The 13,729-nt window shown below is 46.1% G+C and carries 8 protein-coding genes; 1 reads left to right on the forward strand and 7 read right to left on the reverse strand.

What is annotated here, in order from left to right; genetic code table 11:
- Positions 1-14: 14 nt before the first annotated feature.
- The 3 genes from HPS56_RS13310 to HPS56_RS05550 form a co-directional block, all read right to left on the reverse strand.
- Entirely contained in the window at positions 15-764 is a 750-nt protein-coding gene (locus tag HPS56_RS13310) for a DUF4339 domain-containing protein (protein WP_289704537.1), read from the reverse strand.
- A 111-nt stretch (positions 765-875) separates the two neighbouring features.
- On the reverse strand, positions 876-3,143 hold the full coding sequence (locus HPS56_RS05545) for a tubulin-like doman-containing protein (protein WP_253952397.1): 2,268 nt from the start codon (positions 3,141-3,143) through the stop codon (positions 876-878).
- Between the two features lie 74 nt (positions 3,144-3,217).
- Positions 3,218-3,835 (reverse strand): hypothetical protein, encoded by a 618-nt coding sequence (locus HPS56_RS05550; RefSeq protein WP_172275172.1) that lies wholly within the window; start codon positions 3,833-3,835, stop codon positions 3,218-3,220.
- Between the two features lie 966 nt (positions 3,836-4,801).
- Between HPS56_RS05550 and HPS56_RS05555 the strand changes: the two genes are divergently transcribed.
- Positions 4,802-5,977 carry an AAA family ATPase gene (locus tag HPS56_RS05555; RefSeq protein ID WP_172275173.1) on the forward strand — a complete coding sequence of 392 codons (1,176 nt, stop codon included), beginning with the start codon at positions 4,802-4,804 and terminating at the stop codon, positions 5,975-5,977.
- Between the two features lie 118 nt (positions 5,978-6,095).
- Here the strand turns inward: HPS56_RS05555 and HPS56_RS05560 are convergent, their stop codons facing one another.
- The 4 genes from HPS56_RS05560 to HPS56_RS05575 form a co-directional block, all read right to left on the reverse strand.
- Positions 6,096-8,735, reverse strand: coding sequence for a chitobiase/beta-hexosaminidase C-terminal domain-containing protein (locus HPS56_RS05560; protein WP_172275174.1), 2,640 nt, complete (start codon positions 8,733-8,735; stop codon positions 6,096-6,098).
- 606 nt (positions 8,736-9,341) lie between these two features.
- Positions 9,342-12,023 carry a chitobiase/beta-hexosaminidase C-terminal domain-containing protein gene (locus HPS56_RS05565; RefSeq protein ID WP_172275175.1) on the reverse strand — a complete coding sequence of 894 codons (2,682 nt, stop codon included), beginning with the start codon at positions 12,021-12,023 and terminating at the stop codon, positions 9,342-9,344.
- Between the two features lie 228 nt (positions 12,024-12,251).
- A complete protein-coding gene (locus HPS56_RS05570; RefSeq protein WP_172275176.1) occupies positions 12,252-12,446 on the reverse strand; it encodes a hypothetical protein in 195 nt (64 codons plus the stop codon).
- Positions 12,447-12,495: 49 nt separating this feature from the next.
- Positions 12,496-13,677 carry a phosphoribosylaminoimidazolecarboxamide formyltransferase gene (locus tag HPS56_RS05575; RefSeq protein WP_172275177.1) on the reverse strand — a complete coding sequence of 394 codons (1,182 nt, stop codon included), beginning with the start codon at positions 13,675-13,677 and terminating at the stop codon, positions 12,496-12,498.
- Positions 13,678-13,729: the final 52 nt, after the last annotated feature.

Raw genomic sequence — 13,729 nt, forward strand, 5'->3', positions numbered from 1 at the left:
ACTTTAGTTACACATTACATTGTCGGTGGAAGCGGAGGCATAGCCGGTCCTGCCGGTGGCAACGGAGGCATCTGCAGCGTTGCCGGTGCAAACAGTGTCTGCAATGCCGGCACCTGTTCTGCCGGAGTCCATGCCGGCATGCCTTCCATCCATACCAAAGTCCGTGGAGTCAGCTGTCCGTTGGCCACAAGCTGCTTGCAAATGTCCCGTCCGTAAGGTCCATACTGCTGTCCTCCTATAAACAGACGTACCTGTATCTCAGGCTCTACCGGAGGAGGAGGAGGGAGTACGACATCTCCGGGAGGCGGGGGTGGCGTCACATTTCCGATCGGTGGCAATTGCACACCTTGTCCCAATCCCGTTACATCCTGCCCGGACGTAACCTGCGCCTTTCTTTTCTCTTCCTCCACCTTTGCTTTCTCCGCTGCTACAGCCGCTGCATTTTCCACGGCAAACAAAGGCGGCAAACCGCACCCGTCGCCCTCGCTATGCAACAATATGGCGTTACCCAAATCCGTGTTTGGATTACCCGTATGCAGGAACCGCTCATACCTGTCCTTGTAAGTCTTCATCCAGTCTATGCACCGCATCGGATAGCAATATGATATGGTGACAATGGACATTTCATTCTTTCGCGGGCTCTCGGTATTAAATGTCACCTCGGTAAGAGCCGAGCCTTGTGAAAACGAGTTCTTTATCGCATTGTAAAGCTTGTCGGCAAACTTCTTCTGCCCTTCATTCTTGTCGGGCGAAGGAATCGACACCAATATCACCTTCTTATTTATACTTGCCGGATTAGTCGGGCTAAGCAAGTCTTCATTGTTACGCAGACACTGCTTCAGTTCCGATTCGTTGAGTTTCAGATAAACACCGCTCTACTTTACAATTTTCGATGCGAATTCCTTTATGTCGTCATCAGAACGCAACTTCTGCTGTAGTTGCGATATTATATCAAGCCCAAGCACACGGCTTTCGTTGCTCGTCATATTCTCATGTGCCTTCTTGACAAGTTCCACTAATTTCACATCAAACGCATCAATGATTGCTTCTACGTCCAACTCCTCAGCAAGACGTCCGAAACTGATAAACTCGGACGGAGGCAGAATCATCTCACGCAGCTGACGCGACATTTCACCCATTGTGGTCTTGTCAACCTTCATTCCTACCTCAAACTCATCCATAGCCTCTTCCTCACATACCTCAACAATGGCTCCCTTGGGATTATCAAGACCGTTGTTGACTCTGCGCTGCGCCGTTACAAGACGCTCTGTCTCATCAATGGCATCGTTGACCTTCTGAGCAAACGACGCTATGTCCGCATCCATCTTTCCAAGCTCCACAAACACTTTTGCAAGCAGTTTCTTTGCAAACTCGAAAGCCACAAGGCGCGTCTTGCTCACATACAGGTTTGCAAGGTAGCCCTGATGCTCGGCATAGCGGCGCGCTCCCACGTTCACCATTCGCTGAAGGATGCCAAGATGACTCCACTCCGACACATTGGCCTCGCAGAGCTGCATGTATGCCTCATGGTTTTTCTTCTCGGCAACCGAGTTCTTCTCATAGTCTGTGCGCATTGCACCCACACGCTCGAGTAGACGCCTTGAAAGGCTCTGAAGTTCCTGAAGCGAAACATCTCCCAACTTCCATTTATCAAAAAGTCCCGACTCTATATTATGCCTGATCTCTTTTGCCAATGCAGGAATCGCACGCTCCTTGCCTTCATAATACCCCTTTACACCTTTATCGCGGAAAAACTCATCGAAAAGGTTACCCATCAGACGGTCGAGGTCTGTAAGCGGACAGTCCGCCTCCTTGGCCTGATCGGCATAGTTCTGGGCCATCAGATTCCAGTAATTTGCAAAACTCTCATGCTCCTCATCTGTTTTCAACACACGTTCTTCAAGCATAAGGTGCGGCTCGTCAAGCATCCATGCGGCAAGATGCTCCGCCTTGAGATACTTTTCATCATAGTCGATATTCCGCTCTTCATCCACATACCCCTGGCTCTCACGCCAATTGTTGTACTTAAACTGGTAGAGCACGCTTTCTCCCACGGTATATGTAATATGCTTCAGCACACGCAACTCGGGATACACAATACGCTTTATTCCGAAAGAATTTATTTTCTTTGTCCTCGCCACAGGTTTCTGTCCGCTCTCATCCGTATTTTCCGCCTCGCTGAACTCGTATGAGAAATCGTCCATGTTCTCAAAGTTATAGGCACGTATGATATCTTCGTTCACCTTATTCTCGCTGTTGATGAGGAATATTCTGGCAAACACATAGTCACTCACAAGCTTTGGCAGCTCTGTGAACGAGTTTATGGACAGACCGTTGTCGTTCACGTTACTATATATGGTAAGTCCGTCGGCCACTCCCTTGACCCGATCATTATGCAGACGCGCCTCACCGCCTCCTGTAACATCCTGCGGATACCAGCGTCCGGACTGCAGGGCATTAAGTTCGTTCATCGCGGCATAGCCGTTGGGATAGTATCGTCCCTGGTCCATGTCGGCCTTAGGCAGGTTCATTTCCGGCATCATGGCATATACAAGAACCTTTGAGCCGGGGAACGTCTTTCGTGTCTGCACAATGGCGTCGACGATGGATCCCGAACCTGTGCCACCACTGAGTCCGGCAAAGATATGGAAGCATACATGACTTTCATCCTCCGAAGCTTCGCGGCAACGTGCGAATGCATTACGCAAAGCATTGACATACGATGATGCGTTGGCGGCAAAAAGCAGACGGCCGGCACGCCGCTTCTGTCCGGCGGCCTGACCGAGCGAACCGATGGCTGATTTTACAGCCTGCACATTGTTCACTATACCTTTGACCGTAGGAAAACTTTCTATATGATCGAGAATATAGCTGGTGTCTACAGCCTTGATGTTAAGAAACTCATTGTTGGTAAACGAGGCGTCCTGCCCCATCACACGAAAGTCGGCTCTTGCACGCCCGTCCTTGGGCATCATCTCGTCAGTCGAGTCCACATAAAGAAGAGCCACCGGAAATTTACTGCGTTCTTCCTGCGTGGGAAACTCCTCATACATTCGCATCTTGAACGCGCGGAGAATCTTTCCGCCCGTTCCTCCTAAGCCTACCAGAATATGATAGCCGTTACTGAAAGGTTTGTTTGCCATATCATTTCTTAATTATATTATTATCAAAAATACAAAATCACATCTGTACCGGCTACCACACCAAGAACAGGATACTACAGTCTTCTGCGGGAAGAACCCGGCATACGCGGCCCCTTTCCTCCATAAATTCTCGGAATATTGCCTGTACCGACACCCGTTCCTGGCATCACAGGCCTACGATGTCGTACCGTTGTCTTTACCGCAACAGCCATACCTACAACAATAAAGCCCAATATCCACCATACACGGCGGACCATATATGACTTTACGCCTTCACTAACGCTATCGGCAATAATCTGCGGCATGGCTGACAGACTGCCGGCATCAAGCGAACCGACATCCACGAATCTTTTTATAACAGGATATTCGTCCGATATATGCCCGGCTATCTGTTCGGGAGACACACCGGCATTCCTGCCTGCCTCAACACCGGCATCTATAAGTTCTGTGACTTCAACACGAATGTCATCCACATAGCCAAGCACCTTGAAACCACCACATATAAGTATGCACTGCGATGTAATCAACAGTCCAAGCACACCGCATGCAATATATGTGAGAGGAGAGAAACGGGAATTCGAACAAATGACACTTAACAACACAAAGAACAGAGCCATTATTACAATGGCCATGAGCAATCCCCAAATAAAACTGCCAAAAGAGAATTTTATCAGTTCAAAGATTGTCAGCATAATGTATTATTGTAGTTTTTTATTATCAGGTGATTTTGAACAAAGGTAAATAAAAGGTTTTAATATTGTTTAAATAATCATCGTTTAAGATTAGTTTTTAACTTTTAATAATTTACCCCCCCCGAATTAACTTTTAATAACTTTTAAAGTTCATTGAATTTTATCCGTTTTTCTCATCGTGTCAATATTAAAGCAAGTTTGACATTGCACATTTGGTCTATCGAAAACATTGGATTCATTGCTTTCATCCCATGAGTAGGGACGTGCCTTTGGCACGTGTCAGGCGGAAAACATACCACAATGAATAACCCTTAATATGCATTATATATATGTGGTTGTTTTTCTGAAGAGTCTGTTATATAGGCGTTCACCGCTTGACACATGCCAAAGACATGTCCATAATGAAAAAAGATACGTCATACAAAAATTGTTTTTCCTTAAAAACATTTGGAAGTTTAAAATAAAGTATGTATTTTTGCAGCCACTTTTGTTCAAGGCATACGCCATATAACATTAATTTATAAACAAACATTTCAACAGGCCAAGTAGACGATTATGTTTCATTCAATAATTGTCATGGCAAAAAGAAAGGGCATTATGCCCGACAATTAAAAGTCAAAGATGCAAACAAACCGATTTGTAATGTCTGGTCCGCCCCGTATGGGTCAACGGCACTAAAACGTGGAGAAACTGCGGCATTTTATCCGCAGGCTGTTCCGCATGCACATGACATTACATTATCGCGGCATTACGCAGCGATGGTTTATTGCGTTCTTTGACATTTTTGTACCCACACCTGTCTTTTCCAACGGTTGGATTTCCGGTAAGCCAAACAAGCAATGTGACTATCATATTTTCCACGAGTATGGACATTGCTTTGCGATGTAGAAGGCACATCTCTCCCGTATAACGGGACTATACAATCACCACCCTCTTAATGTTTATTTTAAAACCCAATTGTTTTTTATGAAGAAGAATAATACCACCGGTGCAAAACGCGCCACATCAATGCCAGACATTATTCCGGCATACAATTACCCGAACACAGTAAACAATTTCTGCAAAACAAACGAAGACGAAAGCCCTATGGATGACGATGAATTCGAAAGACGTCTTAATGAGTTTATAAAACAGGAATGCGAATCCTTAAAGGACTACATCTCCAATAACGATGATGACAGATATTCAGAAGATGACACCGGCAATGAAGCACAAGACCCAACGACAGAGCATTCCACCGATATCGAAACCGATGACATGTCTGCCGCACAGCGCCTGAAAGCCATGATAGGCCTGGAAAGAGTAAAACGGGAAATTGACGAAGCCTGCACAATGGCAATGTTCATGAACGAACGGAAAAAACTCGGACTTGATAAAAACGGGGAAAACCGCAATCACATGATTTTCCTCGGCAATCCCGGCACAGGCAAGACCACAGTGGCAAAACTCATCGGTGAGATGTATCACGAAATGGGACTGCTGTCTATCGGACATACAATCGAGACAAACCGCTCTAAGCTCATAGGAGAATTTATCGGCCAGACAGAAAAGAACACCACTGAAGCGATAGAGAAAGCACGCGGAGGAGTGTTGTTTATCGATGAAGCATACACTCTTATAAAATCGGAGGAGAATACAAAAGATTTCGGTATCGAGGTTATAAATACGCTCCTCCCTGTTCTTTCCGAACCGGAACCGGACATGATTGTGATACTCGCCGGATATGACGACAAGATGGAACAACTCCTGAAAGCCAATAGCGGACTTAACGACCGTTTCCCAGTCAAACTCCACTTCGATGACTACTCCTCCTACGAGCTGACGGAAATAGCATGCCGAACCCTGTCAGAACGCAACTTCACGCTCACACCCGATGCCGTTTCAGGACTCCGGCAACTGATGGACAAAGCATGTGCCACACGTGACAGATATTTCGGCAACGGCCGCTGGGTGATAAACCTCATAGACCATGGTATAATGAAGAGCATGGCCGCAAGGGTGATGTCAAAGCCACGTAACGGTGACTGCCGCAATCTGTTCAGTGTCATTGAAAAGACAGACATAGAAGAAGCCGAGAAAAACATGCCGGACAACAGAAAAATAAGAATAGCCACGCCAAGACGCATCGGATTCTCCGCATGACAGAATCATTACCCGCTTACAATTCCCGAATGATATCTGCATATAAAAAGAGAGGTTGTGCTTTCCGGCACAACCTCTCCAATAAATCATGAAAACATTATTTCATTTTACATATACGTTATTTCACAACAACTTTCCTTGTCTTTACAACACCGTTGGCATAAACTTCCTTGATGATGTTTATACCCTTGACTGTACCGCTGAGCTGAGTACCGTTGATACTGTAAACCATTGTACGTACAACGTTGCCTGCAGCCTCGCTGCCATTCATAACATCTTCGATGCCTGTTACGTACTTCTCAGACTCTTCGCCATGGTTGAGAATCATGATATCGAATACGTTCACACCAGAACCTTTTGCGGCAAGTTTCACAAATACCTTGTCAGTACCTTCGTAAGAAAGAAGGTTCTTGCGCCATATACGGCTGCTGCCGTCCTTACCGTTATCACCCTTACCGGAGATTGTACCTGTGCTCATGTCACCGATAAGCTGCCACTTGTCTGAATCAACCTTGTCTGCATCGATAGTATCTGTAGCAACGTATAGAGCTGCCGACTTATTGTATCCGCCAAGCAAGGCAACAACGTCAAAAGGACCCTGTATAGCCTCTGTTGTATACAGGCATGCAGACATAGGCTCACTCTTGCCATTACCATCGGAAGCTACACTTGAGAACTGTACGAGATAGTTTGTCGCACGGTCGTCATCATCCTCTGCCGTCTGAGGATTGTAAGCGTTGAAGTCTGCAGGGTTGTGGCTGATAGTAGTGTTCTGCCAGTTACCAGCCTGACCGTATGTCTTATATGCCCATCCCTTACCCGGGTTATGATATGTTGCCTTGTAGGCCGGGTTGTAAATCATATTGCCTTCTTCATCCTCACCTACAGGATTGTCTATATCGTAGAAGTTATATGCGTTCTTAGAACCTCCATAGTATGTAGGCGACTTGCCGTCAATACACCAGTCATCCTTGTTTGCATCGAAATGGGAAACAATGTCGATACGTACCACCTCATCGTCTATATCAACAAACTGGGAAACAGGCTCAGACTGAAGCTTGCCGTTGCCCTCGGCTGTGAAGAATGTGATTGTGGCGTGCTTTGTAAGAACGATAGGCTCTGTATAATTTGAGCAACGCATGCTGTCGGCACTTCCTACATAGTTATACTTGATTACATCGCCTTCGTTTGCAGGGATAAGAGTTACGGTTGTCTTACCGCTCTCTTTGCTCAAAGATACAGAAGGAGCGTCGGCAAGCTCATTGATGGCGATAGTCTTCTCAACAACATCAGCCGCATAATAGCCGTCACCGATTGCAAGTGCCTTCACAACGAGGCTTTCCTTAAGATCGAAAGGCTCTGTATAGAGTGTGCTCTCTGTTGTAGGCTCGCTGCCATCGAGAGTATAGTAGATCTTTGAACGCTTTGTTGAAGTCTTGATAGATACAGTGGTATACTTGTGGTGATACTCCTCTGTAATAGCCGGCTTGTTTGTCTTTGAAACAGCGGCCTTTGTTTCATTCAGCGTCACGATAGCGTTAATAGCGACACTTGTAACACTCTCGTCCGTATCTATATTTGGAGCATAAGCCATCATCATATAGGCATTACGGTCGAGATTGTGTGCATGGAAGACATTGATATCGCCAACCTTTGCAATAATGGAGTCGTTGTAGAAATATGATCCCGGCTCGGCTGTATAGCCTGTTATGTTGCCTTCATACGTCATTGTGAGATAACCATCCTCTAAGATAGAGAAACCGTCTGACTTGAACATATCATTTTCACGTGCGCCCTCTCCTACAAGTGCGCGTTTTGACGTGCTTTCCACCACATTGCCGTAGCCCCATGTCGGATATAAAGCCGGAGTGAAGTTAAGCATAGGAACAAACGCTATCGCGCTCTTTATTGTGCCTACATACGGATTGGTTGCGGGAATAAGGTCGCTGAGAACAACAACGCTATATGTCGCCAGAGAGTCAACAGTTACATTGGCCAGGTCTGTGTTGCTTGCGTTGATGTTTATCGGAACTATCTTAACGTTGCTTATCTTCTCGGGAAGGTTGCTCAGAATTGCAGTCGTGATAACATCCTCATCGGGATTTGTCGTCTCCGAGTCATAGAGGAACGCAACCTGTGTGGCTGTCGGCTCATCTTCCGGCATGTCGCCCACACAAATAATGTGATAGTGCATACCGCTTGTTGCCGTGAGTTTCACGTCAACCGCCTTATCGTTGTTGTTGATAAGCACAACGGTGTCTTTACCCATCGTCTTGAATGTTGTCTCACCATTCTCATCGGCAACACCAGCAGGAGAAACCTTGAAGCCGCGTGCTTCAGTGTCTTTGTGAGAACTGTAGATTATGGTCATCTTCTCTCCCGCGGGAACTTCCTTTATGGTAACGCAGTCTTCTGCCTTACCACCGTTCAACCATACGTGAGGACCGAGTGTGGCATGTTCATACTGCAGACAAAGGTGCTTTGCGGATTTGGCGCCAAACTCAAGACCGGCTGTCTCCGGAATAATCCAGTCTTCACCGTTTAACTTGCACTTCGCCTCACCGGCAGTACGTGCCTTTGACTCGAAGAAGTTGGTCTGTGAAGTCCAATAGCCCACACCAGATGCGGCATCAGCTGCAAGGTTGTCGAGCGTCTCTTGGCTGAATCCCTTTGTGAAATTCCAATACTTAATGGGTTCAGCTGCGTTTATTCCTAATGCGGCAATCAGGAATAACCCTAAAGTAAATAGTTTTTTCATAAAATATTATTTTTGTTTTTAGTAAGACCAGTTATGGTCATCATTAATGATAAATCTACAGTAGAAGTCAAAAACAGATGATAAAAAGGTTAGCCGTTTATGAAAAGCGATGCAAAATTAATAATTTACCAAAAATAAAACAACCCCTCAATGCATATATATTTGATATAAATACATTGTTTTATGATATTCGGATATAAATACGAACAGGCCTGTCAGACAAATACATTTGCTCCCATACAAAGGATTGACAGGTTGTAACAAGGATAGGAGTCCAAAGCATTCGGACAGGTATGTATAAAAACCAGTAGGGAGAAAACACAGGAAAATGGAGAGAAAGGAAGGGTATGTGGAAGCATCAGGCGTGTATGCCTGACACGTGCCAAAAGCACATCTCTCCATGTCGGATGGATACAATGAAATCCAACGTTTCCGTTAGGCCTAATTGGCAATGTAATATATCTGTTCTTCCACTGTACATGAACATCACTTCACGATGTATATATGCCAGGCGTTTGCATTGTGTCATTAACATATTCGGGTGAGCACCGCTATCGCAATGCCCACCCGAATAACATCTTTATGTTTTAAACAGAGCTGTCTGTATTATTTCACAACAACTTTCCTTGTCTTTACAACACCGTTGGCATAAACTTCCTTAACGATGTTTATACCCTTGGCTGTACCGCTGAGCTGAGTGCCGTTGATACTGTAAACCATGGTACGCACCACATCGCCTGCCGCATCGCTGCCGTTCATAACGTCTTCGATACCTGTCACATACTCTTCCGACTTCTCACCGTGATTGAGTATCAATACATCCAACACGTTCCCTGAAGTAGCGGCGGCGGCAACTTTTACAAACACTTTGTCCGTGCCTTCATAAGAAAGAAGAGTCTTACGCCATATACGGCTGCTGCCGTCCTTGCCGTTATCGCCATTGCCTTTGATTGTACCGCTGCTCATATTGCCGATGAGTTGCCATTTATCAGAACCCACCTTGTCTGCGTCAATAGTGTCTGTAGCCACATAAAGTGCTACCTCCGTATTATATCCGCCGATGAATCCGACAACATCAAACGGACCTTGGATAGCCTCTGTTGTATACAGACATGCTGAATACGGGTCTTTAGCACCGTTGGGATCTGTCTCCACACTGCTGAAACTTACAAAATAGTTGCTTACCCTGTCATCATCATCCTCTGCTGTCTGAGGGTTATATCCGTTGAAGTCACCGGGGTTATGGCCTATTGATGTGCTCTGCCATAAAGCCATCTGGCCGTAGGTCTTGAATGCCCAACCCTTGCCCGGGTTATGGTATGTAGCCTTATACATAGGATTATAAATCAGGTTGCCTTCCGCATCCTCACCTACAGGATTGTCTATATCGTAGAAGCTGTACGGATTCTTTCCTATATAATATGACGGTGACGCACCGGCAAGGCTCCAGTCTTCCTTATTTGCATTGAATGATGAAACAACGTCGATACGCACCACCTCATCGTCTATGTCAACAAACTGAGAAACCGGCTCAGACTGAAGCTTGCCGTTGCCCTCGGCTGTAAAGAATGTGATTGTGGCGTGCTTTGTGAGAACAATAGGCTCCACATAGTTTGAACAACGCATGCTGTCTGTGCTTCCCATATAGTTATACTTGATTACATCGCCTTCGTTTGCAGGGATAAGGGTAACGGTTGTCTTACCGCTCTCTTTGCTCAAAGATATTGTAGGAGCACCGGCAAGTTCGTTGATGGTGATGGTCTTCTCAACGACATCAGCATTGTAGTAGCCGTCGGCAACGACAAGCGCCTTCACAACGAGACTTTCCTTAAGGTCGAAAGGCTCTGTATAGAGTGTGCTCTCTGTGGTAGGCTCACTACCGTCAAGAGTATAGTAGATATTTGAACGCTTTGTGGAAGACTTCAATGACACGGTAGTATACTTATGATGATACTCCTCTGATATTGTAGCTTTGGAAGCCTTTGAAACGGCAACTTTGGTATCGTTAAGCATTTCGACGGCATTTATGAACACATCAATGACATTCTCGTCCGGAGCGACGTTCGGAGCATACGGAATCATCATGTAGGCATTGCGGTCGATATTATGTGCATGAATTGCATTGATATCGCCTGTCTTTGCAATGATAGAGTCGTTATAGAAGTATGAGCCGGGCTCGGCTGTATAGCCCAACACATTGCCTTCAGACACAAGTGAAAGCATTCCGTCTTCACCTACATACGAGCCTACAGCCACATCGGATGAGAGGAACAGTTTGCTGCCGCGTGCAGCCTCGCCTACCAAAACGCTACCGGAAGCACCTTCCGCCACGTTGCCGTAACCCCATGCGGGATAAAGACCTGGAGTGAGATTCAGCATCGGAACAAACGCTATCGCACTCTTTATCGTGCTTACATACGGATTGGTTGCGGGAATAAGGTCGCTGAGAACAACAACGCTATAAGTCTGCAAGGAATCGGAAGTCACGTTTGCAAGGTCGGCATTGCCTGCATTGATGTCTATAGGAGTGATTTTCACACCGCCCATTTTTTCAACAAGCTCGGGAAATATCGCAGTCGTGACAACATCATTATCTGGATTTGTCGTCTCAGAATCATAAAGATAGGCTATCTTCACCCTGTCGTCTGCAGGATTATCACCCTCATCAATCTGTACAAGGACAATGTCGCAGCCGCCTCCGACAACTCTCAGCTTCACATCGACAGAGTCTTCGCCTTCACCGACAACTTTCCAAACCAAGGTGTAGTTGCCGTCCTGCTCGGGAGCGGCACCTTCAAGTTTGTTTCCAAGACAAATACCGCCTTCCGGACCGGAGATATACTCCAGATTGCCGTTTCCGGCAACGAATCCTCGTCCTGTAGCCGTAGCGTTTGCCGACTGTGCTCTAAGTGTCACTGTCTGGCCCGGAGCCAGTTTCGGAAGGATAAGCTCCATCTTGGCACGGCTCATACGGAATCCTTTGGCACGCACAAGCATATTGTTGTTCTTGCTGAGTCCGGCAGTACCGATTTCAAGTCCTTCAAGTTCCTTGATTGGAATACCGTTGGCCATGATCTTTCCGGACAGCTTTTTGTTGTCCTTCCATTCTGTAATGACTCCGTCGACCTCCTTACTCATTATCCAGTTCTGCGGACCGGCGACATCGGCATTAAGGTTTTCCTTTGTCTCATCACTGAAAGTCGTGAAGTCCCAGGTTTTCCTTACCTGAGAATTTACTGCGCCCACAGACAATATGAGCGTCAGCCCCAAAGTAAATAGTTTCTTCATAAAAAAAATCAATTATACATTAGTTTTGATTATACCCGTTACGGTATGAATTAATAAATTACATAACAAACAAGTGAACAATAGATTAATCTGTCAGTAGTTTTCTTAAATAAAACCTTTAAATCGCTGCAAAATTAATCATAATATATAAAAAAGGCGTTGCCAAACACAATATATATTTGACAAACGCCTTTATTTTTTGATACAGTCTAAAAAACAGAAATACCGCTACTTCCCTTTATGACGGTTGGCACGCTGCTCACGGTATTTGGCCTTCTGACGCGCGGAGCCGCTGCCATGAGCACCGGTGATATACTGCTTTTTCTTAGCCTTGGTCTTCACCTTCCCACTGTTGCCATTGTCCTTCGGGGCACTGCGGAACACTATGCCTCCACCTGCAATTATATCATCTATGTCACTCATAATCCTTGACTGTCAAAAATTAATTCCATAACAAGAACAGGCAAGGACATCAATGATGAAACAGGCGCACACCTGTGAATGCCATTGCTATATCATATTTATTACATGTGTCGATAACATTATCGTCGCGCACCGAACCGCCTGCCTGCGCTATATATTTGACACCGCTCTTGCGGGCACGCTCGATGTTGTCGCCAAAGGGGAAGAATGCATCACTGCCAAGTGCCACATCCGTGTTCTTAGCTATCCACTCTTTCTTCTCCTCCTTTGTCAGCGGCTCAGGTTTCTCCTTAAAGAACATATGCCATGTTCCGTCACGCAACACATCATCGTAATCCTCGCTTATATACACGTCTATGGTATTGTCGCGGTCGGCACGGCGTATGCCGTCTATAAACGGAAGCGACATCACTTTCGGATGCTGTCGCAGCCACCATATATCCGCCTTGTTTCCTGCAAGACGCGTACAATGGATACGGCTCTGCTGCCCGGCACCGATACCGATGGCCTGGCCGTCCTTCACATAGCATACGGAATTGCTCTGTGTGTACTTAAGGGTGATAAGCGCGATAATAAGATCGCGCCTTGCAGCCTCCGTGAATGTCTTGTTGTCGGTCGGTATATTCTCAAACAAGGCAGGATCGTCAAGCCTTACCTCGTTGCGTCCCTGCTCAAATGTCACTCCGAACACCTGCTTGCGCTCTATAGGCTCGGGAATATAATCCGGATCTATCTTTATCACGTTGTATGTTCCCTTACGCTTGTCTTTAAGTATTTCAAGAGCTTCGGGAGTATAGCCGGGAGCAATCACGCCATCGCTGACCTCACGCTTTATAAGCGTTGCCGTAGCTGCGTCGCAAGTATCGCTCAAAGCCACGAAATCTCCGTATGAGCTCATCCTGTCCGCACCGCGGGCCCGTGCGTATGCACATGCCAAAGGTGAAAGTCCTATATTCACGTCGTCTACGAAATACACCTTCTTCAATGTATCATTCAACGGCAGTCCCACAGCCGCACCCGCAGGAGATACATGCTTGAACGACGCTGCGGCGGGAAGGCCCGTAGCAGCTTTCAGCTCCCTGACAAGCTGCCAGCTGTTAAGCGCGTCGAGGAAATTGATATATCCGGGACGGCCGTTGATCACTTCAATGGGCAGTTCGCCCCCGGTCATATAAATACGTGAAGGCTTCTGGTTTGGATTGCAACCATACTTTAACGCTAATTCTTTCATTTCTATACAGATATAAATTATTTCGGTGCAAAATTAATATAAATATGCGAGA

It is taken from the genome of Xylanibacter muris (genome assembly GCF_013166605.1).
Lineage (GTDB): Bacteria > Bacteroidota > Bacteroidia > Bacteroidales > Bacteroidaceae > Prevotella > Prevotella muris.